The 26,939-nt window shown below is 63.1% G+C and carries 22 protein-coding genes; 13 read left to right on the top strand and 9 right to left on the bottom strand.

Going from position 1 to position 26,939, the window contains the following annotated elements; genetic code table 11:
* Positions 1-2: 2 nt before the first annotated feature.
* Positions 3-1,010 (top strand): GlxA family transcriptional regulator, encoded by a 1,008-nt coding sequence (locus M2281_RS04550; protein ID WP_425537665.1) that lies wholly within the window; start codon positions 3-5, stop codon positions 1,008-1,010.
* A gap of 9 nt (positions 1,011-1,019) precedes the next feature.
* Here the strand turns inward: M2281_RS04550 and M2281_RS04545 are convergent, their stop codons facing one another.
* From M2281_RS04545 to zwf, 4 genes are all read right to left on the bottom strand, one after another.
* Entirely contained in the window at positions 1,020-2,075 is a 1,056-nt protein-coding gene (locus M2281_RS04545; protein WP_280819903.1) for a sensor domain-containing diguanylate cyclase, read from the bottom strand.
* A 1,123-nt stretch (positions 2,076-3,198) separates the two neighbouring features.
* On the bottom strand, positions 3,199-5,025 hold the full coding sequence (gene edd, locus M2281_RS04540) for a phosphogluconate dehydratase (RefSeq protein ID WP_280819902.1): 1,827 nt from the start codon (positions 5,023-5,025) through the stop codon (positions 3,199-3,201).
* Between the two features lie 67 nt (positions 5,026-5,092).
* Positions 5,093-5,791 (bottom strand): 6-phosphogluconolactonase, encoded by a 699-nt coding sequence (gene pgl, locus M2281_RS04535; RefSeq protein WP_280819901.1) that lies wholly within the window; start codon positions 5,789-5,791, stop codon positions 5,093-5,095.
* Between the two features lie 5 nt (positions 5,792-5,796).
* Positions 5,797-7,266 carry a glucose-6-phosphate dehydrogenase gene (zwf, locus tag M2281_RS04530; protein ID WP_280819900.1) on the bottom strand — a complete coding sequence of 490 codons (1,470 nt, stop codon included), beginning with the start codon at positions 7,264-7,266 and terminating at the stop codon, positions 5,797-5,799.
* Positions 7,267-7,468: 202 nt separating this feature from the next.
* On the opposite strand from zwf, the gene M2281_RS04525 reads away from it, so the two are divergent.
* From M2281_RS04525 to M2281_RS04515, 3 genes are all read left to right on the top strand, one after another.
* On the top strand, positions 7,469-8,944 hold the full coding sequence (locus M2281_RS04525) for an aldehyde dehydrogenase family protein (protein ID WP_280819899.1): 1,476 nt from the start codon (positions 7,469-7,471) through the stop codon (positions 8,942-8,944).
* A gap of 48 nt (positions 8,945-8,992) precedes the next feature.
* Entirely contained in the window at positions 8,993-9,742 is a 750-nt protein-coding gene (locus tag M2281_RS04520) for an SDR family oxidoreductase (RefSeq protein ID WP_280819898.1), read from the top strand.
* A 381-nt stretch (positions 9,743-10,123) separates the two neighbouring features.
* Positions 10,124-10,972 carry a cell wall hydrolase gene (locus M2281_RS04515; RefSeq protein WP_280819897.1) on the top strand — a complete coding sequence of 283 codons (849 nt, stop codon included), beginning with the start codon at positions 10,124-10,126 and terminating at the stop codon, positions 10,970-10,972.
* Between the two features lie 158 nt (positions 10,973-11,130).
* Here M2281_RS04515 and M2281_RS04510 read toward each other — a convergent pair whose 3' ends face one another.
* A complete protein-coding gene (locus M2281_RS04510; protein ID WP_280819896.1) occupies positions 11,131-12,417 on the bottom strand; it encodes an NAD(P)/FAD-dependent oxidoreductase in 1,287 nt (428 codons plus the stop codon).
* Between the two features lie 281 nt (positions 12,418-12,698).
* Between M2281_RS04510 and M2281_RS04505 the strand changes: the two genes are divergently transcribed.
* Both M2281_RS04505 and M2281_RS04500 read left to right on the top strand, forming a co-directional pair.
* Positions 12,699-12,848 (top strand): hypothetical protein, encoded by a 150-nt coding sequence (locus M2281_RS04505; protein ID WP_280819895.1) that lies wholly within the window; start codon positions 12,699-12,701, stop codon positions 12,846-12,848.
* 104 nt (positions 12,849-12,952) lie between these two features.
* Positions 12,953-14,131, top strand: coding sequence for an ATP-grasp domain-containing protein (locus tag M2281_RS04500; protein ID WP_280819894.1), 1,179 nt, complete (start codon positions 12,953-12,955; stop codon positions 14,129-14,131).
* On the opposite strand, the gene M2281_RS04495 is transcribed toward M2281_RS04500, so the two are convergent.
* From M2281_RS04495 to aceA, 4 genes are all read right to left on the bottom strand, one after another.
* Positions 14,121-15,554, bottom strand: a complete 1,434-nt coding sequence (locus tag M2281_RS04495) for a glutamine synthetase family protein (protein ID WP_280819893.1) — start codon at positions 15,552-15,554, stop codon at positions 14,121-14,123. The two genes, M2281_RS04500 and M2281_RS04495, sit on opposite strands and share 11 nt — an antisense overlap.
* A 124-nt stretch (positions 15,555-15,678) precedes the next feature.
* A complete protein-coding gene (locus M2281_RS04490; protein WP_280819892.1) occupies positions 15,679-16,125 on the bottom strand; it encodes a response regulator in 447 nt (148 codons plus the stop codon).
* A gap of 235 nt (positions 16,126-16,360) precedes the next feature.
* On the bottom strand, positions 16,361-16,603 hold the full coding sequence (locus M2281_RS04485; RefSeq protein WP_280819891.1) for a hypothetical protein: 243 nt from the start codon (positions 16,601-16,603) through the stop codon (positions 16,361-16,363).
* A gap of 62 nt (positions 16,604-16,665) precedes the next feature.
* Complete coding sequence (aceA, locus tag M2281_RS04480; protein ID WP_280819890.1) at positions 16,666-17,955, bottom strand: isocitrate lyase; 1,290 nt, start codon at positions 17,953-17,955, stop codon at positions 16,666-16,668.
* 246 nt (positions 17,956-18,201) lie between these two features.
* Here aceA and M2281_RS04475 point away from each other — a divergent pair, with 246 nt between their 5' ends.
* From M2281_RS04475 to M2281_RS04445, 7 genes are all read left to right on the top strand, one after another.
* Positions 18,202-19,641, top strand: a complete 1,440-nt coding sequence (locus M2281_RS04475) for a helix-turn-helix domain-containing protein (protein WP_280819889.1) — start codon at positions 18,202-18,204, stop codon at positions 19,639-19,641.
* Between the two features lie 156 nt (positions 19,642-19,797).
* The gene (locus M2281_RS04470) at positions 19,798-20,745 is read left to right on the top strand and encodes a DMT family transporter (RefSeq protein ID WP_280819888.1); all 948 of its coding nucleotides are present in this window, start codon (positions 19,798-19,800) and stop codon (positions 20,743-20,745) included.
* A 177-nt stretch (positions 20,746-20,922) separates the two neighbouring features.
* Positions 20,923-22,290: a glutamine synthetase family protein gene (locus tag M2281_RS04465; protein ID WP_280819887.1), complete on the top strand. Its 1,368-nt coding sequence runs from the start codon at positions 20,923-20,925 to the stop codon at positions 22,288-22,290.
* A gap of 208 nt (positions 22,291-22,498) precedes the next feature.
* Positions 22,499-23,596, top strand: a complete 1,098-nt coding sequence (locus M2281_RS04460; RefSeq protein ID WP_280819886.1) for a polyamine ABC transporter substrate-binding protein — start codon at positions 22,499-22,501, stop codon at positions 23,594-23,596.
* Positions 23,597-23,813: 217 nt separating this feature from the next.
* A complete protein-coding gene (locus M2281_RS04455; RefSeq protein WP_280819885.1) occupies positions 23,814-24,956 on the top strand; it encodes an ABC transporter ATP-binding protein in 1,143 nt (380 codons plus the stop codon).
* 10 nt (positions 24,957-24,966) lie between these two features.
* Positions 24,967-25,935, top strand: a complete 969-nt coding sequence (locus M2281_RS04450; protein ID WP_280819884.1) for an ABC transporter permease subunit — start codon at positions 24,967-24,969, stop codon at positions 25,933-25,935.
* Between the two features lie 6 nt (positions 25,936-25,941).
* Entirely contained in the window at positions 25,942-26,760 is an 819-nt protein-coding gene (locus tag M2281_RS04445; RefSeq protein WP_280819883.1) for an ABC transporter permease, read from the top strand.
* Positions 26,761-26,939 lie beyond the last annotated feature (179 nt).

The raw sequence follows: 26,939 nt of genomic DNA, 5'->3' as shown, positions 1-26,939 counted from the left end.
ATATGCCGCCCACGCAGCCACGAAGTGCTTCCATCGATCCGCCGCTCAAGCCCGATGGCCCGAGCGGCGGCCGGCAGTTCGCTTTCCTGCTGGTCGACAAGTTCCCGATGTTTTCGCTGGCCGCGGCAATCGATGTCTGCCGCTCGGCCAACCGGCTGCTGGGGCATGACTTCTACCGCTGGACCACCGTGTCGCCGGACGGCGATACGGTGATCGCTTCCAACGGCCTGCCGCTGAAGGTCGACTATTCCATCGCCGATGTGCCGCAGGTCGATATCCTTTTCGTCTGCGTGGCGATCAATCTCGAATTCCCCGGCAAGTCGAAAGTGCTTGCCGCGCTGCGCAATTGGGGCCGGCGCGGGCAGGCGCTGGGCGGTCTTTCCGTCGGCTCCTACCTGCTGGCCGAAGCCGGCCAGCTGGACGGCTACCGCTGCACGATCCACTGGGAAAACCGCGCCGGCTTCAGCGAGCGCTTTCCCGACATCAATTGCACCGGCAATGTCTTCGAGATCGACCGCAAGCGCTACACCAGCGCCGGGGGTACCACTTCCATCGACCTGATGCTGGAGATCGTGCGCGGCGATTTCGGCGCCAACCTTGCCAACGCCGTGGCCAACCAGTTCCAGCACGAGCGCATCCGCTCGGCGGGCGACCGCCAGCGCGTCGGGCCGGAGCGCGACCTCACCGGCAAGTCCGAGAAGCTGCGCAAGATCGTCGAGCTGATGGCCGACAATCTCGATGAGCCTTTCTCGGCAGTGCAACTGGCGAAAATGGCCGGGCTTTCCGTGCGCCAGGTCGAGCGGCTGTTCCTGCGCCATCTCAACGTCACGCCGGGGCGCTATTACATGCGGCTGAGGCTGGAGCGGGCGCGCGAGCTTCTGCGGCAGACCAATATGCCCATCCTCGACGTGGCGATCGCCACCGGCTTCACGTCGCATTCCTATTTCGCCCAGAGCTACCGACTGCAATTCGGCCGCCCGCCCTCGGAAGAGCGGCGCACGACCTATTAGCCGGCTGCCTCAGGCGACAGTCGACATCGTCTTGTCGAAAAAGACGTAACGGTCGCGGCCGCGGGCCTTCGCCACGTAGAGGGCGGCATCCACGTTCCGCGTCAGTTCCTCGCGCGAGGCGGCGTCGCGGGGAGCGACCGCGACCCCGATGCTCGCGCGCGCCTGGATCGTCCTGCCCTCGATTTCGAACGGCTCGCGGAAAATCTGGATAAGCCGCTCGGCCACCGATTCCAGGACGCGGACGCCCGAGGGCGCGTGCAGGAACAGCCCGAATTCGTCGCCGCCGATGCGGATTGGCGTGTCGTCGGCGCGGATGACCGACCGGATACGCCGCGCCGCTTCGACGAGAACCGCATCTCCCACGGGATGACCGTATTGGTCATTGATCTTCTTGAACCCGTCGAGGTCCATGTAAAGCACGCCGACTTCCTTGTTTTCGGCGATCGCAGTGGCGATGACACCGTCCACGATGGTGGTAAGCGCCTTGCGATTGTAGAAGCCAGTCAGCGGGTCGGTCATCGCTGCCGTCTTCAGCGCGTTTTCCTCGAGGCCGTGCAGGATGTTGGAGCGCTCGAGGCGCAGAAGCCCGCCCGCGACAATGCCGAAATTGCGAAGCGTCTCGAGCTCCGCAGCATTCAACTGCCTCGGCACGCTATCCAGCACGCAAAGCGCACCCACGGTCAGTCCCGGTTCGAGCTCGATCGGCGTGCCGGCATAAAAGCGGATCGGCGGGTCGCCTGCCACGCAGGGCAGGTTCCGGAAAACTTCGTCTTCCGCGAGATCGGGCACCACGAAGCAATGTCCAGTCCGCACAACCTGGGTGCACATCGATTGCTCGCGCGAGCACGCCACCACCTCGAGCCCCGCACTTGCCGCGACATGCTGCCAATCCTCGTCGACGATCGTCACCGCGGCCATGGGCGTCTGGAACACCATCTTGGCCAGGTTGGCCAGCGCATCCAGCTCGGGCGTGGATTGCACCTGGGAGGGCATCAGCGATCTGACTGACGCCAGGCGATCGATCTCGTTTGCGGGAACGTCGTAATAGTGGTGGGCTGTCGTCATTGCGCGGCCTCCTTTCCTCGCGTCGTGTCCCCAGGCGACTGGCGACAAAAATGCAAGGTCCAGCGCGCCCCCGCACCCCGAGTGGACCGTTTGAATCAATGCAAGGCATTGATGCTGTTCGAGTTAACCGCTGGCGTGGGCAAAGGCCAGCCCATAATGCGGAGGTCGTGCGGGCGCGCTTCATCCCGCCCTCGTGGTTCGAGGCTCGTTTGTCGCTTCGCTCGAACTCGCACCTCACCATGAGGGCTTCTGTCGGCGCGCGCCTACCTCTCCTCTGAGCAGAGGGGCGTCGCCGCGCCCACCTTCTGAGGTGAGGGCTTCCGTAGCGCCAACCTCCCTCATCCTGAGGAGGCGCGAAGCGCCGTCTCGAAGGACGCACCTATTCATCGCCACGCCCGGTTTTCACCGTCTGGCTATTTCAAAGAACCGGGAAGACGGGCGGTCGTCGGACGCGCTCATCTAAGTATGTGTTGCGGCCCTTCGACCGCCCGTTCAATGCGCTTGCCCCGCTCAGTCGCCTCCACATTCGCGTGGCCAGCCGCCGCAAAGGCCCGGACTTGAGGGTTCACCCAGCAGCGCCACCGTTAGCGCCACCAGCCCGGACATCGTCGCCCTCCACGCTCATCCGGTTCATGACCCGTGTTCCGGTGAGGCCGATGCAGGTGATTATGTGAGAGGCGCGAAAGTGGGGGATGAAGTGGGCGGAGATTTTCTCTCGCGGCCAATAATTTCAACTGGTTGGGACCAATCGGCGCACGAATTTATCCACACATGACCGAGGCAACATGCCCATTCTGCACCGCTGCGGCAGCTCCGGCCGAGCGTCATGGATCCCCGCAACCCCTCGCTTCGCTAGCGCTCGCGCTCGGGGTGCGAGGATGACGGCAGGCATGAATGCTACCCGAAATCACCAACGGCGAAGGCTACTCACAGCCTTCGACCTCAATTTGCCAGTTGGCGAAAGGGACGTTGAAAGTTCCCGAAGCCCATCAACTCCGTCGTCCTCGGGCCGAGCACGAGCGCAGCGAAGGGCGAAGGTTCCGGGGACCCAGGCCTCGGACTCGCAACCGGCAGTCCGAAGCCGGTTCGGCGGATCATGCCACGCTGAAAATGCTCCGCGCGGCTATCCCCCGATCCCGAATGAACTCGCGCCCTCATCCGCGCGGCCGGCCATCTGGCGGAAGCCGGCAAACAATTCGCGTCCAAAACCGTATTCGTTTTCGGTGAGGTCGATCAGCGGAACTTTTCGCGACTTGAGCTCGGCTTCGGGCACGAACACTTCGAGCGTGCCGTTTTCGCCGTCGAGGCGGATCATGTCGCCGTCGCAGATCTTGCCGATCACGCCACCCTCGAGCGCTTCGGGCGTGACATGGATCGCAGCCGGCACCTTGCCCGATGCGCCCGACATGCGGCCGTCGGTGACCAGCGCGACCTTGTGGCCGCGATCCTGCAGGATGCCCAAAATGGTGGTGAGCTTGTGCAGTTCGGGCATGCCGTTGGCGCGCGGACCCTGGAAGCGGATGACGGCGACGAAGTCGCGGTCGAGTTCGCCCGCCTTGAAGGCGTCGTTCAACGCCTGCTGGCTGTCGAGCACCACTGCCGGCGCCTCGATGATGCGGCGCTCCGGCTTTACTGCCGAAGTCTTGATGACGGCGTGGCCGACATTGCCGCTCAGCACCTTCAGGCCGCCGGTGTGCTGGAAAGCCTTGGCAAACGGCACGAGCACCTTCTCGTCGCCGCTCTGCTTCGGAGCGGCCTCCCGCTGCACCGAGCCATCGGCGCCGAGCTTGGCCTCGACCGCATAGGGGCGCAGGCCTTCGCCCCACACGGTGCGCACGTCCTCGTGCAGCAAGCCGGCATCGAGCAGTTCGCGGATGAGGAAGCCGAGGCCACCGGCTGCGTGGAAGTGGTTCACGTCGGCGAGGCCGTTGGGGTAGACGCGGGCCAGCAGCGGCGTGGCGTCGGAGAGATCCGAAATGTCCTGCCAGGTCAGGCGGATGCCGGCCGCGGCGGCCATGGCGATGAGGTGGATGGTGTGGTTGGTCGAGCCGCCGGTGGCGTGCAGCCCCACCACGCCGTTGACGATGGAGCGCTCGTCGATCATGCGGCCGACGGGAGTGTAGGCATTGCTGAGTGCGGTGATTTCCAGCGCCCGCTTGGCCGCTTCCTTGGTCAGAGCCTCGCGCAGAGGCGTGCCCGGATTGACGAAGGAGGCGCCTGGCGTGTGCAGGCCCATGATCTCCATCAGCATCTGGTTAGAATTGGCCGTGCCGTAGAAAGTGCAGGTGCCCGGGCCGTGATAGGATTTCGACTCGGCCTCCAGCAATTCGGCGCGGCCGACCTTGCCTTCGGCATAGAGCTGACGGATCTTTGCCTTCTCGTCATTGGGCAGGCCGGAGGGCATCGGCCCGGCGGGAATGAAGACGGCCGGCAGATGGCCGAAGGTAAGCGCCGCGATCACCAGCCCCGGCACGATCTTGTCGCAGACGCCGAGGAAGACGGCCGCATCGAACATGTTGTGGCTGAGGCCCACTGCCGCCGCCATGGCGATGACGTCGCGCGAGAACAGCGAGAGCTCCATGCCCGGCTGGCCTTGCGTGACGCCGTCGCACATCGCCGGCACGCCGCCCGCCACCTGCGCGATGCCGCCCGCTTCCTGCGCCGCCTGCTTGATGAGCTGCGGGAAAGTCTCGAAGGGCTGATGCGCCGAGAGCATGTCGTTGTAGGAGGTGATGATGCCGAGATTGGGCACCTTGTCGCCGCCGAGAGCCGACTTTTCCGAAGGGCTGCACACCGCAAAACCGTGGGCGAGATTGCCGCAGGACAGCACGGCGCGGTTGGCGCTCTGGCCGGCCGCGCGCTCTATCCGTTCCAGATAGATTTCGCGCGACGCCCGCGAGCGCTCGCGGATCCGCTCGGTAATGGCTTCGATATCGCTTCTCGCGGTCATGTCGTCGTTCCTTGATGAGTGGTCCAGGAACGCGGGGGAGGGCCGGTTCGCCGAACCTAGAGGGAGGTCACGGCGCCCAGAAGATTTGTACGGGCACTCTGGCGTGGTCGAAGACGGTGCGAACCGGCAGATGCGGTTCGCCGTCGAGCGCGGCTTCCAGCACCTGGCGCTTTCCCGCGCCTTCGATGTGGAGCGCGATGAAACCGGCCGACGCAATGCGCGGCAGCGTCAGCGTCAGGCGGGGCTCGATGCCGCTCGGCGCGTGGACGGGCAGCACATTGGCCTTAGCGTGCGGGTCGAGCAGCGCGGCAAGGTTGTCGGCGTCGGGAAAGAAGGAGGCGGTGTGGCCGTCCCCGCCCATGCCGAGGATGACGGCATCGAGCGGCAGTAGCGCGTCGACAACGCCGTTGGCGTGCCTGGCGGCGCTTTCCACGTCGCCGGCCGGCGAATAGAGGCCGACGAAGCTGGCCGCCGCCGCCTCGTTCTGCAGAAGGTTGGCTGCGACCAGCCCGGCATTGGAGCGCGGCGACTCCTCCGGCACGAAGCGCTCGTCCACGAGCGTCACGATCACCTTCGCCCAGTCGATCTTTGCGCGCGACAGCGTGCGGAAGAAGGGGCCGGGCGTGGTGCCGCCGGAAACGGCCAGCGTGGCCTTACCGCGCGCGCTGATCGCCTCGCTCAGAACTTTTGCGACGGTTTCGGCAAAGCCCAACGCGAGCGCCTCGGACGAGGCGAAGTCGTGCCAGTTACGGGCAGGCGCATCCATGTCGCTCAGCTCTCGTGCCAGGTGCGGCCGTCGCGCTCGATAAGCGCGATGGAGGCAGACGGCCCCCAGGTGCCGGCGGTGTAGCCCTGCACTTCCTGCTGGCTGTCTTCCCAAGCGCCGCGGATCGGGTCGATCCACTTCCACGCGGCCTCTACCTCGTCGCGGCTCATGAACAGCGACTGGTTGCCCCGGATCATGTCCATGATCAGCCGCTCATAGGCGTCTGGGTTGCGGTCATGGAAGCTCTCGGCAAAGCTCATGTCGAGCGACACGAGGCGCAGGCGCATGCCGCCCGGGCCCGGATCCTTGATCATGATCCACTGCTTGACGCCCTCGTCCGGTTGCAGGCGGATCACCAGCTGGTTGGCGGTGATGTTGCCGGCACCTTCCTCGAAGATGGAGTGCGGGATGGGCTTGAACTCGATGACGATCTCGGAAACGCGCGTGGCCAGACGCTTGCCCGTGCGCAGGTAGAAGGGCACGCCGGCCCAGCGCCAGTTCGATATCTCGGCCTTGATGGCCACGAAGGTCTCGGTGTTGCTCTGGTTGTTGCCGAGCTCCTCGAGATAGCCCTTGACCGGGCCGTTGGCCGATGCGCCGGCGCGGTATTGCCCGCGCACGGTGGACTTGGGCGCTTCCTGGCCGTTGATGCGCTTGAGCGAGCGCAGCACCTTGAGCTTCTCGTCGCGCAGCGCGTCCGCTTCCATGGAGGACGGCGCTTCCATCGCGACCAGGCACAGAAGCTGCAGCATGTGGTTCTGCACCATGTCGCGCAGCGCGCCGGCCTTGTCATAATAGGTGATGCGGTCTTCGAGGCCCACCGTCTCGGCGACGGTGATCTGCACGTGATCGATATGCGCCGAGTTCCACAGCGGCTCGTAGAGGGCATTGGCAAAGCGCAGCGCCATCAGGTTCTGCACCGTCTCCTTGCCGAGATAGTGGTCGATGCGGAAGATCTGCTGTTCGGAAAAGACCTTGGCGATCTGGTCGTTCAGCTCGCGGGCGGAAGCGAGGTCGCGGCCGATCGGCTTTTCCATGACGATGCGCGAGGTCGGCGTTACCAGGCCCACCTCCTTCAGATGCGTCGTGATATCGCCGAACAGCGCCGGCGCCACCGCCAGATAAAAGGCGCGGATGGCCTTGCTGTCGCCGACCTTCTTCTTAAGATCGTCGAAGCCGTCGCCCGACACCGCGTTGACCACGACATAGCTCAGCCGCTTGAGGAAGATCTCCAGCTGCGCGTCGTCGATCTCTTCGGCCTTCACGTGCTCGGAGATCGCCTTGCGGGCAAAGGCGCGGTAATCGTCGTCCGACAGCTTGGCGCGGGAGGCGCCGATTATGCGCGTCGGCTCGGTAAACTGGCCGGCGCGCTGGCGCTGATAGAGGGCGGGCAACAGCTTGCGCTCGGCGAGGTCGCCCGTGCCCCCGAAAACGATGAGATCAAAAGCTTCGACGGGGATGATCTGACTGGTCATGGTGATATTCCGGAGTCGCGATGGGGGCGGTTCGCCATCCCTATTAATCTAATCGATTTAAAATTACCAGAGCCTGACTGTCACAGCTACGACCTTGACACTGGTCCAACCCGGGTTTCTCTGCACAGGCAATAGTTGCCCGATGACGTTCGCACCGCCAGCATAGGACGAAAACCGGCGGAATCCAAAAGGGAGGTTGGCCATGGGTACGCATCTTTCCAGAACCGTGGCGGAAGGCCGCGCCTTCATGCAACTGGTGGATGGCCGTCAGGTCGACGCGCTGTCAGGCGAACGCATCGACGTGCTGAGCCCATCCGATGGAAAGGTATTTGCTTCCATTCCGGCCGCCGGCAAGGCCGATGTCGACCGCGCGGTGCAATCTGCAGCCCGCGCCTTCAACGAAGGGCCGTGGAGCCGCATGCCCGCCGTCGAGCGCGGACGCTGCCTGACCAGGCTTTTCCAGCTGGTGGAAAAGCACGGCGACGAGCTTGCAGCACTTGAATCGCGCGACACCGGCAAGCCGATCCGCCAGGGCAAGGGCGACGTTACCGGCGCCATGCGCTACTACGAATTCTATGGCGGCGCCTGCGACAAGATCCATGGCGACACCATTCCGTTCCTCGACGGCTACACGGCGCTGACGCTGCGCGAGCCACATGGCGTGGTGGCCGGCATCATTCCGTGGAACTACCCGCTGCAGATCCTCGCCCGCGTAGTGGGCGCCGCACTTGCCATGGGCAACACGCTGGTGGTCAAGCCGGCCGAGGACGCCTCGCTCACGACCATCCGCATTGCCGAACTGGCGCTGGAGGCCGGCATTCCGGCCGGCGTGTTCAACGTCATCACCGGCTATGGCCGCGATGCGGGTGCCGCACTTTCGGCCCATCCGCTGATCGATTACGTCACCTTCACCGGCTCGCCGCTCACCGGCACCGCAATCCAGCAGGCCGCGGCAACCAACAATCGCGGCGTCACCATGGAGCTGGGCGGCAAGTCGCCCCAGATCGTCTTCGCCGACGCTGATATCGAGGCCGCGCTGCCGGTGCTGGTCAATGCCATCATCCAGAATGGCGGCCAGACCTGCTCGGCCGGCAGCCGCGTGCTGATCGAAAAGCCGGTCTACGAGCGCGTCGCCGCCGCGCTCGCCGAGCGGTTCTCGAGGCTGGTCGCCGGCCCGCATGACGCCGACCTCGATCTCGGCCCGCTGATCAACTCCCGGCAGAAGGAAAAGGTCGCCGGAATGGTCGCCGCTGCCGAAGAGGCCGGCATTCCGGTGCTGGCGCGCGGCTCGATCCATCCCGATGCGCCGGCCAGCGGCTACTATCAGGAGCCCGTTCTGTTCGGCTCGGTCGATCCTGCGGCGACGATCGCGCAGGAGGAGATCTTTGGTCCGGTGCTGTCGCTGTTCCCGTTCGAGGGCGAGGAGCAGGCGATCAAGCTCGCCAACGGCACCGATTTCGGCCTCGTGGCCGGTGTCTGGACCAAGGACGGCGGCCGCCAGCATCGCGTTGCCAAGCGTGTCCGTGCCGGCCAGGTCTTCGTCAATGGCTATGGCGCCGGTGGCGGCATCGAGCTGCCTTTCGGCGGCTTCAAGAAGTCCGGCCATGGGCGCGAGAAGGGTTTTGAAGCGCTCTACGACATGTCGGCGACCAAGACGATCGTCTTCAATCATGGCTAACCAGTCTTGAGCGATCATCTTCACAGCAGTTCAAGAACAGGAAATCTCATGGCACGTCTCAAGGGCAAGGTCGCAGTCATTACGGGGGCGGCGTCGGGTTTTGGCGAGGGCATGGCCAAGCGCTTTGCCGAGGAGGGCGCCATGGTCGTGGTGGCTGATCTCAACGCGAAAGGCGCCGAGCGAGTGGCTGGCGAGATCGGCGAGGCGGCGATTGCCGTGCAGACCGACGTGTCGCAGCGTTCCGAGTTTGACGAACTGGTCGGCATGGCCATGGGCAACTTCGGCCGCATCGACGTGATGGTCAACAATGCCGGCTATACCCACCGCAACGGCGACATGCTCGGCGTCGAGGAGGAGGTGTTCGACCTCATCACCGCCGTCAACATGAAGGCGATCTACCACGCCGCGCGCACCGTGGTGCCGATCATGGAGGCCCAGGGCGGCGGCTCCATCATCACCACCGCTTCAACCGCGGGCCTGCGCCCGCGGCCGGGCCTGACCTGGTACAACGCCTCCAAGGGCTGGGCGATCACCGCCACCAAGTCGATGGCGGTGGAGCTGGCGCCGAAGAACATCCGCGTCAACTGCCTGTGCCCGGTGGCCGGCGAAACCGGCATGCTGGCCCAGTTCATGGGCGAGGATACGCCCGAGCTGCGGGCCAAGTTCCGGGCCTCCATCCCGCTCGGACGGCTGTCGACGCCGCTCGACATCGCCAATGCCGCGTTGTGGCTCGCTTCCGATGAGGCTGCCTTTATTACGGGCGTGGCGCTGGAGGTCGACGGCGGCCGCTGCATCTGAGATATGACTTCCAAAGTCATCCGAGGCTTTGGAAGATCATCTGTGGATTCAGCATGTTACAGTGTTGATCATGCGCGTGATCAAGGTAATGGATACTTTGACGGAGACGCCCTCTTGGGCTCTCGCTTTCTTGCGGCATGTGTCACAATGTTAGCGCCGTGCCGCAAAATGTTGCGGTTTTAGCCACTTTTCAGCCGGGAAATTTCTTCTTCTTAAACGCGGGTCGGGGCGTTCAAGGAGTAAGGGGCCCGTTTGATAAATCTGGAGAAGTGGGGGACGAGTCTGGCGCTCGGCGTCGTGGTTTCTACCTGTCTTCTTGCCGGCTGCACCACCCAAGGTGTCGACGGCATGAAGACCTCGTCCATCAGCAGGACATCTTCCGTGAAAAGGTCCTATGGCTACACGGCCAAGGACAAGGACTGTCTTGCCCGAGCAATGTTCTTTGAATCGAACCGTTCGAGCCGCGAGGGTCTCGTGGCCGTCGGCACGGTGGTGATGAACCGGCTGCAATCCGGCGAGTATGGCGGCACGGTCTGCCAGGTCGTCGGCCAGAAAGGCCAGTTCGCGTCCGGCGTGCTGTCGCGGAAGATGGACTCCAAGGCGCTACCCGACGTGGTTGCCGCCGCCGACTCCGTGCTCAAGGGCGAACGCCACCCGGCGGTCAAGAATGCGATGTTCTTCCACACCGCCGGACTGCGCTTTCCCTACAAGAACATGCATTACGTTCTGCAGGCCGGCGGCAACGCTTTTTACGAAAAACGCGGCCGCCATCGCATGATGGAGCGGCAGACGCTGGTCGCCGAGGCCGCCCCGCAGGCCGATACGGCACGCCAGAGCGCGGCAGCCGAACTGCCGGGCAAGGAGCCCAGGCTCGCCAGGATCGCGGCAGTGGTGCCGCAATCCAGGGGCGAGGTTGCCGCCCAGAACATGCCGACGACGAACGCGGCCGCGTCGCTGTCGGGCAAGGGGCCGAGGCTCATCAGAGTAGCGGCAGCAGTGCCGCAATCCAGGGATGCGGTTGTTGCCCAGAACATGCCGGCCAACGGGGCGCTCCCTGTGAGCAAGGCTTCATTCGTGCCGGGACAGAAGGCGGGAGTGCAGCAGGCCTCGGCCACGAAAGCGTCTACGGTTTCTCAGACCGCGCTTTCTTACGAGGCCGACCCGAAGGCGGTCGACGCGATCGGCCTGCTGATCGCCACCCAGAACCGCCCGATGCCGAGGGTGAAATAGGCGGGGCGAGGGGTATTTGGGCTGGTTAGGCTCGAGCCCCCGTTCTTGCTCAATGATGCACAAAAAAAACCCGGCGCTGGCGCCGGGTTTTTTTGTCTAGGTTGCTGCAACAGTCGGTGACAAGCATTGCTTGTCCCGACTGTCGAGCTTTTGGGGCGTCAAATCCGGTCGCGCAGGGCGAACCAGTTCAGCGCCAGGAACAAAAGCGGCGTGCGCAGGCGCCGGCCGCCGGGGAAGGGCGGTATCTTCAGCTCCTCGAAGAGTTTTAGCCGGTCGCGGTTGCCGGCGACGGTTTCCGCATAGAGCTTGCCCACGAAGTTGGACAGCATCACGCCATGGCCCGAATAACCGCCGGCGAAGATGACGTTGGGCATCACTTCGCGGACAAATGGCTTTCTCGGCACCGTGATGCCGACATAGCCGCCCCAGCCGTGCGTGATCTCCACATCCTTCAGCGATGGATAGAGCTCGGTGATCTGCTTGCGGATCTGCGTCTGGATGTCCTTGGGATCGCTGACGCTGTAGGCCTCGCGGCCGCCGAACAGCAGTCGCCCGTCCTTGGACTTGCGGAAATAGCGCACGACGAAGCGCGAATCGTCCACAGATTCACCGCCGGGGATGACCGGGCTGTCGGACCCGAGCGGCACCGTGGCGCCGATGAAGGAGCCGATGGGCATGACACGGGACGCGCTCACCGGCTCCAGCATTCCGCCATAGGCGTTGACCGCGAGCAGTGCCTTGTCGGCGGTGATGGTGCCGAAGGGCGTGGTCACCCGCACCTTGCCGCCGGAAGAGGTGATGCCGGTGGCCGGCGTCGTCTCGAAAAGCTGCGCGCCGGCGGCCGCGGCAACGCGCGCGGTGCCGACCGCGAGCTTCAGCGGGTGGATATGGCCGGTGCCGGCGTCGCGCGTGCCGCCGAAATAGGCGGTGGTGCCCAGGCGCTCGGCCGTTTCTTTCCCATCCATGAAGGTGATGTGGTTGTAGCCGAAGCGCGTCGCCATGATATCGGCATGCGCCTTGTAGGCGTCGACATAGCGCGCCTTATGCGCGACCGACAACTGGCCGGGCATGAACTCGACGTCGATCGCGTTTGCAGCGGCGAAATCGAGCAGATGCGCCTTGGCTTCCTCCGCAAGGTCGAACAATGCCTTGGCGCGGGTGAAGCCGAGTTCGGCTTCGAGGTCCTCGGCCCAGGCGCGTTGGCCCGTGCCGAGCTGGCCGCCATTGCGCCCCGAGGCGCCGTCGCCGAAGCGATGGGCCTCTATGAGTGCGACGTTCGTTCCGGCCTTGGCGAGATGCGCCGCTGCCGACAAGCCGGTGAAGCCGCCGCCGATGACGACGACGTCGACCGAGCGGTCACCGTCGAGCGCAGGATAGGCCGGCCGTTCGCCGACAGTGGCTTCGTACCAGGAATAACCTGGAGAAATCGGGGATAGGTAGGACATGATGCGTCTTTGATGTTTACCTGTCTTGTCCTCCGCCGTTGCAGTCACCAGCGGCGTCGAGACTTCGGTTCAGTTCATGTGCGGTGCCTGGACTATCGGATGCTACCTTTCGAATGGCAAGGGTGGCCGGCTCTTGGCTAATGTTTTCAGCTAGTACGGTAGCTTTTACCTGAGGCCAAAAATATTGTATGTTTCTATCGTAAGTTGTTCTCTGTACTTGCTTCCAGTTCTGATTGCCGGCATATAGAAGAAGGCGGGTACTAAATCGGTTGGGGAAGAGAATGTTTGTTGCTCGTCAGGAGAGCGATTGGACACTATTCGGTCTGATCAGTCGCTACGACCTGCCTAATATGAACGGCTTTGAACAATCCGCCGGCAGAGGTGCCTTTGGCACACATGCGCTGTTGCAGAGCATCCAGCTCACCGGCTGATCGCCCGCAATTTTTTCATGATTCCAGGCTCGATGGCAGTCGGAGGTCTTCGCCGCCGTCGTCAAATCGAGAATTATTTGGGAAGCTGTCGGCTGCCGAAGGTCATGAAGGAGGCCGGCTTCGGCGTCGGCGTCCTGGCGCCCAAGGGGAGTTTGATTCACTCCACGCGCTACATCGACGAGAAATTCATCCTGGGCGCCCGCGGGTTTGAGCCGATCATTCGCCGCGGCATCAAGAACGCATTCGAAAAATTCGCGCCAGATATAATCGTGCCTTGCGACGAGCAGGCGGCGGCCATTGTTAGTCATTGGGTTGAGAAGGGGGCTGGAACGGGGCGGCTACTCCCGCCGCAGCTGTTGCAGTGCCTGGAGCGGTCGCTGGGGGCTGCGGAAGGGTTGTCGCAGCGTGCTTCCAAACCCGAAACGCTGGCTAAGGCTCGGGCAGTAGGCGTCGTTTGCCCCAGAGAGACGATCGTGGAGGATTTCTCGCACTGCCAGAAGGTGGCAGTTGAATACGGATATCCTGTAGTTCTCAAACTGTCCCGTGGCGTAGGCGGATATAGCGTCAGAGTTTGCAACACCAAGGAAGAGCTCAACGAGGCCTTCAGGCGTTACAAGCGGTCTCAGTGGAGGTCGAATGACTTGTTTCGCCGTCTCATAAGGCAGGGCGGATATAAGGGCAGGCTGGATATCGTGGTGCAGGAACATGTCTCGGGTCGACCAGGGATAAGTTGCGCAAGCGCCATCAATGGGACCACCGTCTCTGTCCTCACCGGTTTGGTGGAGACCGCGAGATCCCAAACCGGGCCTGCCACTGTCGTCCGCCTCACCAATCAGCCTTCGATCGTCGACGCGACCGTCAAGATGATCGCAGCCTTCGGAGCCTCTGGATTCATGTCATTCGACTTCATTGTCGACGACCAGGGGCAGGCGCATCTCATCGAGTGCAACCCGCGCCCCACGCAAATGGCGCCTCTCGGCCCACTTGTGGGGGTGGATCTGGCCGGCGCCTTGTTGAAGACGCTTCAGGATCAGCGGCACGGTACGGGCTACGAAGTTCCCACAGGTGAACAGACGATCTCGCTCTTCCCACAGGAATGGTCCCGAGACCCGTTCAGCCCGTCGCTACAGGCGACTTACCACGATGTTCCTTGGGATGATGCGACACTGCTTGCTGCCCTGATCGGCAAAGTGGCCGGTCAAAAGCAACGAAGGCGGTTCTTATGGCGTGGTCGGAGCGAAGGCCGCGCCCATGGGGCGCGGCCAGTGACGATCACACGTTGAGAAGCAGGTATTCCCGCTCCCACGGGCTGATCACTTCCATGAAGGTCTCGAACTCGGCACGCTTGATGGCCGCATAGGTGGTGACGAAGGGCTCGCCCAGTATCGCACGCAGATCCGCGTCGCCCTCGAACAGGTCGACGGCCTCGAGCAGGCCGCGCGGCAGGTCGATCTCGTCCTCGTTGGCCGTGGTCAGGATCGCCGCGTCGGGTTTTAGGCCCTTGTTGATGCCGATCAGGCCGCAGGCCAGCGAGGCAGCGAGCGCGAGATACGGGTTCGCGTCGGAAGACGGGATGCGGTTTTCCACACGCCGCGCGGCCGGGTCGGAACGCGGAACGCGGAAGGCCGTAGTGCGGTTGTCGTAGCCCCACTTGTTGTTCACCGGGGCGGAGGCCGCCTGGGTCAGCCGGCGATAGGAGTTCACATACGGTGCGAACATCACCAGCGCGTTCGGCACGTGGCGCTGCATGCCGCCGATGAAGTTGAAGAACGTTTCCGTCTCTTCGCCATCCGGGCCCGAGAACACGTTCTTGCCGGTCTTGCGGTCGATGATCGACTGGTGGATGTGCATGGCCGAACCCGGCTGGCCCTGGATCGGCTTGGCCATGAAGGTGGCATAGGTGTCGTGCTTGAGTGCGGCCTCGCGGATCGTGCGCTTGAACAGGAACACCTGGTCGGCCAGCTCGACGGGGTCGCCGTGGCGCAGGTTGATTTCCAGCTGGCCCGCGCCCTCCTCATGGATCAGCGTATCGATCTCCAGGCCCTGGCTCTCGGAGAAATGATAGATGTCGTCGATCAGTTCGTCGAACTCGTTGACGCCGGCGATGGAGTAGCCAGCACCGCCGCCGATCGGCCGGCCCGAGCGCCCGACGGGCGGGGTCAGCGGATAGTCCGGGTCGGGGTTCTTGCGCACCAGGTAGAATTCGATTTCAGGCGCCACGACGGGCTTCAGGCCCTTGGCCTCGTAGGCGGCCACCACGCGCTTCAGCAAGTTGCGCGGCGTGAACTCGACCGAGCGGCCGTCCTGATGGACCAGGTCGCAGATGACCTGCGCGGTCGGATCGTCTTCCCAGGGAACCGGACTGAGGGTCGAGAGGTCCGGCACCAGCTTAAGGTCGCCGTCATCCTCAGGATAGGCAAAGCCGTTCCCGTCCTCCGGATAGTCGCCCGAGATGGTCATCATGAACACGGCCGAAGGCAGCGCAAGCGACGTGTTGGAGGTGAATTTGCTGGAGGGCATCATCTTACCGCGCGCGACGCCGGCCTGGTCGGGGGTAATGCACTCGATGTCTTCAATCCCGCGCCATTCAAGCCATTCTGCAGCTTCCTTCCAGTTCTTCACACCGCGGAGGCTTTTCACGAAGGCGGGCACACGGGTTCGTCCCCCGGATTTCGAGGGGCGGACTTCCTTTTTAGGGGCTGGCATCAATCACCAAGATTTGTTGCGGATACACCAATATAGTCGTGCGTCGCGACATAAGAAAAGGGGGGCGCCGCTTCTGTCGCAACGATTTCGGATACTTGGCTGTCCGTTTTGCAGTGCGTGACAGTTAGCCGCGCAGTCTTTCCAGCACCGCCATCAGCCCCTCGGGCGTGATCGGCTTGGCGACCCCCGCATCCACGGCAGGCAGAAGCGCAAGGTCTTCTACGGCGAGCGCCTTTGTCGAAAGCAAAAGAACGCAGACCGCGTCCTTGCCGAACTCGTTGCGCAACGCCATGAGGGGCGCCATCAGCGCGTTGCAATCCTCGTTGTCGGGACCGCCGTCGAGAATGACCGTGGAAGGAATAGGCCACTGCAGCGCCTTCACCGCTGCTTCCGGATCCAGCGAGACAGGTCGCAGGCCGGTTTTCTCGAGGATTTTCGACACCACCACGCGATTGATCTGCGATCGCCCGACGACGAGGGCCTTGGCGGAATCTACCGACTGTTCTGTGGGATATTCGGTATCCAGGTCACTATGTGGGCCGCGCGCAAGGTCAACGCTTGACTTGAACATGCGGTGCCCGCTCCCCTGCATTCAATTTACGGTTGAATGGCGCCACTAATCCTGCAGCACGTTGGTCTGTCAAGCATAAATGCATCCTGCGGCAATCGCGAGTCGAAAACCGGAAGGTATTCTTGGTCATTGCTACGACGAAAGTCGTATAAGCACCTCATGCAGAAAGAAAAATCACCCGCACGGGTCATGCGGGTGATCAAAGATATCTTTTGTAGAAGACAGACGATACAGGTCAACCGTGCGCGTTCTGGGTGACGATCACCGGAATGAGCAGGTCGCCCCAATTGCCGTTGGCATCATGATGGCGGGCCGAGCGGACGAGCTCGACCGACACACCCGCCTCCACCGCCTTCATCACCGATTGATTGAGACGATGCAGGTCGTTGGCGACAATGCGGATTGCGGCTTGCTGGTCTGCGCTCATGGTCGAAGCCTGCTCCTCGGCTCGTTCCTTGACACGTGTTCTTGGTGTCATTTCTTGCTTCCTCCTGGTTCGCGCCTGCGCCGCTCGGGCACCAGGCCACGATGTGGTTCTTGTTATTCCGCCGCCGGGCGGAACTGGTCGTGCTCGGTGGATTCCTTCATTGCCGTGGTCGACGACTGGCCGCCGGTAATGGCCAGCGACACGGCGTCGAAGTAGCCGGTGCCCACTTCGCGCTGGTGCTTGGTGGCGGTGTAGCCATTGGCCTCGGCTGCGAATTCCGCTTCCTGCAGCTCCGAATAGGCCGCCATCTGCCGGTCCTTGTAGCCGCGCGCCAGCTCGTACATGCCGAAGTTGAGCTGGTGGAACCCGGCCAGCGTGATGAACTGGAACTTGTAGCCCATGGCGCCCAGCTCGCGCTGGAACTTGGCGATCGTGGCGTCGTCGAGGTTCTTCTTCCAGTTGAACGAAGGCGAGCAGTTGTAGGCCAGGTTCTTGCCCGGATGTGCCTTGTGCACGGCCTCGGCGAACTTCCTCGCCTGTCCGAGATCCGGCTTGGAGGTTTCCATCCAGATCAGGTCGGCATGGGGCGCATAGGCGATGGCGCGGGCGATGCAGGGCTCGATGCCGTTCTTCACCTGGTAAAAACCTTCGGTCGTGCGGCCGGCGTCGTAGTCGACGAAGGGGCGGTCGCGCTCGTCGATGTCCGAGGTCAGAAGCTTGGCGGCTTCGGCATCGGTGCGGGCGACGATCAGCGTCGGCACACCCATCACGTCGGCGGCGAGGCGCGCGGCATTGAGGTTGCGGATATGGGCGGCGGTGGGGATCAGCACCTTGCCGCCGAGATGGCCGCACTTCTTTTCGGACGCCAGCTGGTCTTCGAAGTGGACGCCTGCGGCGCCGGCCTCGATGAAGGCCTTCATGATCTCGAAGGCGTTGAGCGGGCCGCCGAAGCCGGCTTCGGCATCGGCCACGATCGGCGCGAACCAGGTGTCGACCGACAGGCCCTTGCCTTCGGAAACCTCGATCTGGTCGGCGCGCTGCAGCGTGCGGTTGATGCGCTTGGCAAGCTCTGGTGCGGCGTTGGCCGGATAGAGCGACTGGTCCGGATACATTGCGGACGCGGTGTTGGCGTCGGCCGCGACCTGCCAACCTGACAGATAAATCGCCTTCAGGCCGGCACGGACCATCTGCATGGCCTGGTTGCCGGAAAGGGCGCCGAGCGCGTTGACGAAGTCTTCCTCGTGGATGAGCTTCCACAGCCGGTTCGCGCCCATTTCGGCCAAGGTGTGCCTGATCTGAACGGAGCCGCGCAGCCGCTTTACCGTCTCGGCGTCATAGGGCCGTTCGATGCCATCGAAGCGACCTTCGGGGGCGGACGGGACGAGGTTGTAAAAATCGGTCATAACGCTCTCCGGCTTATGGAAAAGAATTGTCCCCGACGGCATCGCTGAGTGAGTTTCGTGCCGCCGATGTGTGACGAAATTTACATTGCGCTGCGAAGAAGGCGAGAAGAAACCAGAAGTTGGGGCTCAGAATAGGGAAAACCTGTGTTGCGTTTGACAGTGCTGCGATGTAAATCTGTAAAAAATGTCAAATGCGGTCGGGGCGAGATATCGCCTTCGATCTGTAAATGGGTGTAAAGAGCTGCCATGGCCGAGCAGAAGATTTTCGCGGGCCCGCGCATCCGGCGCATTCGCAACGCCAAGGGCCTGACCCAGACGGCTATGGCCGAGGGGCTCGGCATTTCGCCGTCTTATCTCAATCTCATCGAGCGCAATCAGCGGCCGCTGACCGTGCAGCTGATCCTGAAACTCGCTTCGGTCTACAAGGTGGAGCCGGAGGAACTGCACGGCGAGGCGCGCGGTTCGATAGCGGCGCTGCGGGAGGTTTTTTCCGATCCGCTGCTGGCCGGTGAACTGCCGGGCGATCAGGAGCTGGTCGAGCTGGCCGAGGGCGCGCCGAATGCGGCGGCTGCGGTGATAAAGCTGTTTCGGGCCTATCGCGAGCAGGCGGGGCGCCTGTCGGATCTGTCCGAAATGCTGGCGCATGAGGGCCGAGCGACAGCCCTGTCGGGTGCGCGCCTGCCGATCGACGAGGTGCGCGAGGTATTCGAGCGCCGCCCGAACCATTTTGCAGCACTTGAGGAAGAGGCCGAAGCTTTCATCGCGGTGCTCGATCCGGGCGACGACCTTTATGGCGCGTTGAAGGCGTGGCTGAAGCGGGAGTTCGGCATCGTGGTGAAGGTGCTGCCGGTTGCCACCATGCCCAACTGGCGCCGCCGCTATGACCGGCATTCGCAGCGCCTGTTCATTTCGGAGCGCCTGTCGCCCTTCGACCAGTTGCGCGAAGTGGCGATGGAGGCCTGCCTGATCCGCATGTCGGTGGCGATTGCCGCCGAAATCCAGTCGCTGAAATTGTCGTCCGACGAGGCGCGGCGGCTGGCGCGCTTTGAGCTTGGCCGCTATGCGGCGCACGCACTGATGATGCCCTATCAGGCCTTCCAGTCAGCCGCACAGCGGGCGCGCTATGACATAGATGTGCTGAGGTCGCGCTTTGGCGTTTCCTTCGAGCAGGCTGCCAATCGCCTGACGATGCTGCAGCGGCCCGGCGCGGCGAGCGTGCCGTTCTTCATGCTGGAGGTGGACAATGCGGGAAATCGCTTCCGCAAGGCGGGCGCGCAAGGCTTTCCGCAGAGCCGCTTCGGCGGCGGGTGCCCCAAGCTGCCGGTGCATGCCGCCTTCGCGCAGCCCGGCCAGATCCTGGTCGAGGCGGTGGAGATGCCAGACGGCGCGGAGTTCCTCTGCGTGGCGCGCACGCTGGAGGGGCCGCAGGGGGCCTTCAACGAACGGCCGCGCCGCACCGCCCTGCTTCTGGGCTGCGACATCGGTTTCAAGGACGAGATCGTCTATGGCACAGCACTTGCCGGCAGCCCGCAGGGCAAAGCAGGGCAGGGCACGGCCACTCCGGTCGGGCCCGCTTGCCGGCTGTGTGAGCGCACCGGCTGCCTTTCCCGCGCCGAACCGCCGGTGACGCGGCCGCTGGGACTGGACGAGATGGTGACTGGGCTGAGTGCTTTCGATTTTCAGTAGTGGCTCGCTCTGGATAATCCGTCCGGACCTAATTAGTGCCACAACCGCTCACTTGCGCTGGATCACGCGCGGTACAAGGCTTTGCGTTACGCAATTCGGATCGCGCCTGTCGCTATGCGGCATGCGCATCTCGAGCGAAACGACGATGGTCCGGCCATGACAGAAGCTGCCGTTTCACATGCTGGCTCCGCAACCTCCGGTCGCGACGAGCGCATCGGTATCCTGCTTGTTTTCCTGTCCGCGCTGTTGTGGAGTTTCGGCGGCACGCTGGGCCGCTTCATTGAAACCCCGGATAGCTGGACCGTCATTTTCTGGCGCTCGGCCTGGGCGGCGTTGTTCCTCCTCGGCTTCATGGTCTGGCGCGACGGCGTGCGCGGCACACTTAAACTGTTCGGCAGCATGGGGCTTCCGGGTCTGGCGGTCGGTGTCTGCTTTGCCACCGCCTCGACCTCTTTCGTGGTCGCGCTTGGCTACACCACGGTCGCCAACATCCTCTTGATGCAGGCGGGAGTGCCGCTGCTGGCTGCGCTGATTGCCTGGGCGCTGTTCCGCGAACGCGTATCGGTGCCGACCTGGGCGGCGATCGCGGCCGTGATCTGCGGCGTCGCCATCATGGTCTCCGAATCTTTCAACGGGGAAGTGTCCCCGATCGGCGACGGGCTGGCGCTGCTCATTGCGGTGATGTTCTCGATCGCCACGGTGATCACGCGCCGCTTTGCGCATGTGCGGATGACGCCGGCAACCTGCCTGGGCACGATCTTCGCCGCATCCTTCGCCGCAACCCAGCTTGGCGGTTTTGCCGTAACCCCGCGCGACATGGGTTTTCTGTTCGTCTTCGGCGCCATCAACCTTGGCCTTGGGCTTGCCTGCTTTGCCACCGGCGCCCGGCTGATTCCGGCTGCAGTGGCCGCGTTGATTGGCACATTCGAGCCGATACTTGGGCCGATCTGGGTCTGGCTGATCCATGGCGAGATACCGTCGGCGCGCACAATTCTGGGAGGCACGGTGGTGTTCGCCGCGCTTCTCGTCCATCTCGGGCTGGAGTTCCGACGCCAGTCGCGTCCGAGCCGTCCCGGCACTACTGGCATGCCTTCTCCCCATTGACAGAACTGCGAAGGCAAGCGCAGGTTATGATGTCTGAAACAATTAAACAGGTATATCTTGGGTGAACTAACCGGACACACGCAACCCGGAACCAATTCTTCGATCGGCGAGAATTCCTACAATCCTCGCCTTGCTGCCGAAAAAGGCCGCCCCCCGGAAGTCCCTCCGGCTGCTGCGGTGAAGAAAAAATCCGCATTCATTTCACCCGACCACGAGGCCGAATACCGCGCCTTTGTCGAGAAGCATCCCGACCTCGAGGCCGTGGAGTTTCTTCTGGTCGATCCCAACGGCGTCATGCGCGGCAAGTGGGCCCCTGGCGACGCGTTGAAGAAGGCCTTCCAGGAAGGCGTCAACTTCCCCATGTCGCTGCACGGGCTGGACGTTTGGGGCCGCGAGGTCACCGAAACGGGTCTGCACATCGAGACCGGCGACCAGGACGGCTATTGCCGCGCCACGCGTGGGTCCCTGTCGATCGTGCCGTGGGCCAAGCGCAAGACCGCGCAGGTGCTGCTGCAGACCTTCTCGCCCGAGGGCGAACCCTTCATGGCGGACTCGCGCCAGGTGCTGAAGCGCAAGGTGGCCGAGGTCAACGCCAAGGGTTACTTCCCGGTCGTCGCTTTCGAACTCGAGTTCTACTTGCTCGACCCGGAAGTGGAGTGGGACGACGGCATGCCCGCCCCGGTGGGCGCCACTGCCGGCCCGGATCGCCTGCGCATGTACGGGCTCGACGATCTGTCCGAGCACGCCGAGCTGTTCGACATGATCCGCGACGCCGCGCAGGAGCAGGGCCTGCCGATCGATACGATCATCAAGGAGGCTGCCCCCGGCCAGTTCGAGGTCAATCTCAAGCATCGTGCCGATCCGCTCCGGGCCGCCGATGACGTGATCATGCTGCAGCGCCTTGTCATCGGTTGCGCCCGCGCGCATGGCCTGACCGCCACCTTCATGGCCAAGCCGTTCCTCGAATATGCCGGCAACGGCATGCATGTGCATGCCTCCATGCTGGACCGCGAGGGGCACAACATCTTCGGCGGAGACGCAGGGCGCAAGAAGCTCGAGTCGGCCGTCGCCGGCCTGCTCCGGACGATGCCGGAATCGCTGCTGTTGTTCATCAACACGTGGAACGGCTTCCGCCGCATCACGCCCGGCTCCTACGCGCCGACCCGCGCAGTCTGGGGCGAGAACAACCGTTCGGTGGCGCTGCGTATCCCGGTTTCGTCGGACGAGAATAAGCGTCTCGAGCATCGCATCGCCGGCGCCGACGCCAACCCGTATCTGGTCATGGCGGCGCTGATCCAGGGCATGATCGAAGGCATCGAGAACGAGGAAGTTCCGCCGCCTCCGGTCGTCGGCAACGCCTATGACGAGGGCGGGCTGTTCCTGCCGGACGACATGGACGAAGCCTTGCAGCTGATGGCCAAGAGCACTTTCATTGAGCGTGCGCTTGGCCCGTTGATGGCGAAGGTCTATCAGGACCTGAAGCGCGCCGAGATTCTCGCCTTCTGGGCCGAGATCACGCAGCTGGAGCGCACGACCTACCTCTGACGGAAGAGCAGGCCGACCGGCCTGCCCACATGCGTGATGCGGTAACAAGAATTAGGGCTGCCCCGATTTTGTCGGGGCGGTCCTTGACCCGGTGGCGGGCACTTCCGTGCTTGTCGCCTTTTCTGAAAGGCCAACAGGCTGAACCTCAAAAACCGGTCGCGAAGGCCTGTCGCGCACCGGAAAACGGAACACTGAAAGGGAGATTGAGATGGTTAACAAAGCGTTTTGGCTTGCTGCCACATCGGCTTTGGCGACGTTGATCAGCGTCAGTGCTTATGCGCAGGAACGTGTCGTCAACGTCTACAACTGGTCCGACTACATCGACAGTTCGATCATCACCGACTTCACCAAGGAAACCGGCATCAAGGTCGTCTACGACGTCTTCGATTCCAACGAGATCCTTGAGACCAAGCTCCTGGCGGGCGGCAGCGGCTACGACGTGGTTGTGCCGACGGCAAACTTCCTCTCGCGCCAGATTTCCGCGGGCGTGTTCCAGAAGCTCGACAAGTCCAAGCTGCCCAACCTCACCAACATGTGGGACGTGGTTTCGGAGCGCACGGCGAAATACGATCCCGGCAACGAATACTCGATCAACTACATGTGGGGCACGGTCGGCCTCGGCTTCAACAAGAAGAAGGTCGAGGAAGCGCTCGGCACCGACAAGATCGACAGCTGGGACATCGTCTTCAATCCCGAGAAGCTGGCCAAGCTCTCCGATTGCGGCGTCTATTTCCTCGACTCGCCGACCGACGTCATCCCCTCGGTGCTGAGGTATCTCGGCCTCGATCCGGAATCGACCAAGGCTGAAGACCTTGCCAAGGTTGAAGAGGTTCTGCTGAAGGTGCGCCCCTATGTGCGCAAGTTCCATTCGTCCGAATACATCAATGCGCTGGCCAATGGCGACATCTGCATGGCCATCGGCTGGTCGGGCGACGTGTTCCAGGCGCGTGACCGCGCGGTCGAAGCCAAGCAGGGCGTCGAGGTCGGTTACGTGATCCCGAAGGAAGGCGCCGAAATGTGGTTCGACCAGATGGCCGTTCCCGCCGATGCTCCGCACCTTGAGGAAGCGCATGCCTTCCTCAACTACATGATGAAGCCGGAAGTCATCGCCAAGTCGACGAACTTCGTCTACTTCCCGAATGGCAACAAGGCCTCGCAGGCCTTCGTGAACAAGGAGATCTTCGAGGATCCGGCCGTCTATCCGACGCCCGAAGTTCTCGACAAGCTGTTCACCGTCTCGCCTTACGACACCAAGTCCCAGCGTCAGGTGACGCGCCTGTGGACCAAGGTCGTGACCGGCCAGTAACGATGTCCGGAAAGGCCCCGCTAGAATCGCGGGGCCTTTCTCCGGAAGCCTCTTTGTGAACTCAGGCACCGCCGAGTCCACAGACGGGTTTCCGCAAGGCCGCGATCCGGAACCGGAAGAATATTCGGAAGGGTCGCGAAGCTGTCACGAAATGGCGGCATGCGCTTCCGCTTTGACGGAGCCGCCGCAACGGGGACCGAATGAGGTGGAGAAGTAAATGAAATCGCTCGGAAGCATCCGCAGAAGCTTTACGCCGTGGAACGATCCGGCCGCCAAGCCCTATATCGCCTTCGAGAATGTCACCAAGCGCTTTGGTGATTTCACCGCAGTCAACAACCTGTCGCTGACCGTGTTCGAGCGCGAGTTCTTCGCGCTGCTCGGCGCGTCCGGTTGCGGCAAGTCGACCTTGCTGCGCATGCTCGCCGGCTTCGACGAGCCGACCTCCGGCCGCATCCTGCTCGACGGACAGGACCTGCGAGGCATTCCGCCCTATCGCCGGCCGGTCAACATGATGTTCCAGTCCTATGCGCTGTTCCCGCATATGACCGTGGAAGCCAACATCGCCTTCGGCCTCAAGCAGGAAGGCATGCCCAAGCGCGAGATCGAAACGCGCGTCGCCGAGATGCTGCGGCTGGTCAAGCTCGAACAGTTCGCCAAGCGCAAGCCGCACCAGCTTTCCGGCGGCCAGCGCCAGCGCGTTGCCTTGGCCCGTTCGGTCGCCAAGCGGCCAAAAGTGCTGCTGCTCGACGAGCCGCTCGGCGCGCTCGACAAGAAGCTGCGCGAAGAGACGCAGTTTGAGCTCATGGACCTGCAGCAGAATCTGGGCCTCACCTTCGTCGTCGTCACGCACGACCAGGAAGAGGCCATGACCATGGCCGACCGCATCGCCATCATCGACAAGGGCGAGGTGATGCAGGTGGCAACGCCCGCGGAGGTCTACGAGGCGCCGAGCTCGCGCTTCGTCGCCGGCTTCGTCGGCAACGTCAACATGTTCGAGGGAACCGTTTCGAGCCGCGATGAAAGCGGCGCCAGCATCGCCAGCAAGAACGGCCTCACCATCAAGACCCAGAACGCCGGCACTGCTGCTGCGGGCAATTCGGTGGTCTTTGCGATCCGGCCGGAAAAGATCAAGGTTTCCTCGCGCAAGCCGGCCAACGACGACGTCAACGCTGCGGAAGGCGAGGTCTACGACATCGCCTATCTCGGCGACATGACGGTCTTTCACGTCAAGCTTGCCGACGGTCATGTCGTGAAGGCCTGCTCGCTCAACGCCTCGCGCGTATCGGACGATCCCCTGAGCTGGAACGACAGGGCCTGGATTTCCTTCAGCCCGGATGCGGGCGTGGTTCTGACGAAATAGGGAGGCGGTGATGTCCGATACCGCAATTGTCGCCTCCGGAAGTTCGCCCTACCAGAGCAACTCGGCCATTGTTCGGGCCGCCAGCGCGGTGAAGAACCGCCTGGTGATCATCGTCCCGTATCTCTGGCTGCTGTTCTTCTTCCTCGTTCCCTTCATCATCGTCTTCAAGATCTCGCTGTCGCAGTCGGCGATCTCGATGCCGCCCTATACGCCGGCTTTCGATCTGTCGGGAGGGATCGGCGGGTTCTGGTCGCTGGTCAAGCAGCTCAGCTTCGACAACTATGTCTGGCTGACGCAGGACGCGCTCTACTTCAACGCCTATGTCTCGAGCCTTGTCATCGCCGGCATTTCGACGGTGCTGACGCTCGTCGTCGGCTACCCGATCGCCTATGGCATGGCGCGCGCGCCGGCCACGCTGCGGCCGACCTTGCTGATGCTGGTGATCCTGCCGTTCTGGACCTCGTTCCTAATCCGCGTCTATGCCTGGATAGGCATCCTCAAGCCGGAAGGGCTGCTCAACCAGCTCCTGCAGGGCCTGGGGTTGATCAACGAGCCGCTGATCATCCTCAATACCCACACCGCGATCTTCATCGGCATCGTCTATTCCTACCTGCCGTTCATGATCCTGCCGCTCTACTCGGCGCTGGAAAAGATGGACTATTCGCTGATCGAGGCGGCGCAGGACCTTGGCTGCAAGCCCATCGGTGCCTTCTGGAAGGTCACGTTCCCGCTCTCCATCCCCGGCGTTGTCGCGGGCTGCCTGCTCGTGTTCATCCCGGCCGTGGGCGAGTTCGTCATCCCCGACCTTCTCGGCGGTTCGCAGACGCTGATGATCGGCCGCACCCTCTGGAACGAATTCTTCAACAATCGAGACTGGCCGGTTGCGTCCGCGGTGGCCATCATCCTGCTCCTTGTGCTGGTCATTCCGATCATGATCTTCCAGCATGTGCAGGCCCGCTCTCAAGAACAGGGCAGGTGAGGTGTCATGAATAGCAGCTGGAGCCGTTTCAACGTCACCTCGATCGTGCTGGGCTTTGCCTTCCTTTACTTGCCGATCGTTCTTCTGGTGGCTTTCTCCTTCAACGAGTCCAAGCTCGTCACCGTCTGGGGCGGGTTTTCGACCAAGTGGTATGTGTCCCTGTTCCAGAACAAGGGCCTGATGGATGCCGCCTGGGTGACCGCCCGCGTGGCGCTCATCTCGGCCTCGGTCGCGACCGTGCTCGGCACGCTCGCGGCGCTGACGCTGACCCGCTACACGCGCTTCCGCGGACGCGTGCTGTTCTCGGGCATGGTGTTTGCGCCGCTGGTCATGCCGGAGGTCATCACCGGCCTATCGCTGCTGCTGCTCTTCGTGGCAGTGGGGCTCGATCGCGGCTTCCTCACCGTGACGCTGGCGCATATCACGCTGACCATGTGTTTCGTGGCGGTGGTGGTGCAGTCGCGCCTGCTGACGTTCGACCGTTCGCTTGAGGAAGCGGCGATGGACCTTGGTGCGCCGCCGGTGAAGACCTTCTTCCAGATCACCTTGCCGGTGATCCTGCCGGCGATCATTTCCGGCTGGATGCTGGCCTTCACCCTGTCGCTGGACGATCTGGTCATCGCCAGCTTCACCTCAGGTCCGGGCGCTACCACGCTGCCGATGAAGATCTACAGCCAGGTGCGTCTTGGTGTGACGCCGGAGATCAACGCCGCCTGTACGATCCTGATCGCAGTCGTCGCCATCGGCGTGGTCGGCGCCTCGGTGGTCAACAAGCAGCGCGAGGTCCAGCGCCTGCGCGACGAGCAAGCCGCGCAGCGCGGCTGAGATAGGCGGCTGAAATCACAAGGCCCTGCGCCGACGGCGTGGGGCCTTATTTTTTGGTGCGTCCTTCGAGGCTCCCCTTCGCAGGCTCAGGGTCGCACCTCAGGATGAGGGAGGTCTGCGCCAACGGACCTCATCCTGAGGCGCTCGCCCGGGCGCAAGCCTCCCTCATCCTGAGGCGC

It is taken from the genome of Pseudaminobacter soli (ex Li et al. 2025) (assembly GCF_029892515.1).
GTDB classification, from domain to species: domain Bacteria; phylum Pseudomonadota; class Alphaproteobacteria; order Rhizobiales; family Rhizobiaceae; genus Pseudaminobacter; species Pseudaminobacter soli_A.
The sequence above is the reverse complement of the archived record's forward strand: the minus strand, read 5'-3'. Positions and strand labels throughout refer to the sequence as shown.

Coding starts and splice junctions, on each gene's coding strand:
- M2281_RS04455 (WP_280819885.1), top strand. CDS start 23,814: ATGAAATCGCTCGGAAGCATCCGCAGAAGCTTTACGCCGTGGAACGAT.
- M2281_RS04495 (WP_280819893.1), bottom strand. CDS start 15,554: ATGCCAGCCCCTAAAAAGGAAGTCCGCCCCTCGAAATCCGGGGGACGA.
- pgl (WP_280819901.1), bottom strand. CDS start 5,791: ATGGATGCGCCTGCCCGTAACTGGCACGACTTCGCCTCGTCCGAGGCG.
- zwf (WP_280819900.1), bottom strand. CDS start 7,266: ATGACCAGTCAGATCATCCCCGTCGAAGCTTTTGATCTCATCGTTTTC.
- M2281_RS04445 (WP_280819883.1), top strand. CDS start 25,942: ATGAATAGCAGCTGGAGCCGTTTCAACGTCACCTCGATCGTGCTGGGC.
- M2281_RS04510 (WP_280819896.1), bottom strand. CDS start 12,417: ATGTCCTACCTATCCCCGATTTCTCCAGGTTATTCCTGGTACGAAGCC.
- M2281_RS04485 (WP_280819891.1), bottom strand. CDS start 16,603: ATGACACCAAGAACACGTGTCAAGGAACGAGCCGAGGAGCAGGCTTCG.
- edd (WP_280819902.1), bottom strand. CDS start 5,025: ATGACCGCGAGAAGCGATATCGAAGCCATTACCGAGCGGATCCGCGAG.
- M2281_RS04450 (WP_280819884.1), top strand. CDS start 24,967: ATGTCCGATACCGCAATTGTCGCCTCCGGAAGTTCGCCCTACCAGAGC.
- M2281_RS04505 (WP_280819895.1), top strand. CDS start 12,699: ATGTTTGTTGCTCGTCAGGAGAGCGATTGGACACTATTCGGTCTGATC.
- M2281_RS04490 (WP_280819892.1), bottom strand. CDS start 16,125: ATGTTCAAGTCAAGCGTTGACCTTGCGCGCGGCCCACATAGTGACCTG.
- M2281_RS04520 (WP_280819898.1), top strand. CDS start 8,993: ATGGCACGTCTCAAGGGCAAGGTCGCAGTCATTACGGGGGCGGCGTCG.
- M2281_RS04500 (WP_280819894.1), top strand. CDS start 12,953: ATGAAGGAGGCCGGCTTCGGCGTCGGCGTCCTGGCGCCCAAGGGGAGT.
- M2281_RS04470 (WP_280819888.1), top strand. CDS start 19,798: ATGACAGAAGCTGCCGTTTCACATGCTGGCTCCGCAACCTCCGGTCGC.
- aceA (WP_280819890.1), bottom strand. CDS start 17,955: ATGACCGATTTTTACAACCTCGTCCCGTCCGCCCCCGAAGGTCGCTTC.
- M2281_RS04550 (WP_425537665.1), top strand. CDS start 3: ATGCCGCCCACGCAGCCACGAAGTGCTTCCATCGATCCGCCGCTCAAG.
- M2281_RS04545 (WP_280819903.1), bottom strand. CDS start 2,075: ATGACGACAGCCCACCACTATTACGACGTTCCCGCAAACGAGATCGAT.
- M2281_RS04460 (WP_280819886.1), top strand. CDS start 22,499: ATGGTTAACAAAGCGTTTTGGCTTGCTGCCACATCGGCTTTGGCGACG.
- M2281_RS04525 (WP_280819899.1), top strand. CDS start 7,469: ATGGGTACGCATCTTTCCAGAACCGTGGCGGAAGGCCGCGCCTTCATG.
- M2281_RS04475 (WP_280819889.1), top strand. CDS start 18,202: ATGGCCGAGCAGAAGATTTTCGCGGGCCCGCGCATCCGGCGCATTCGC.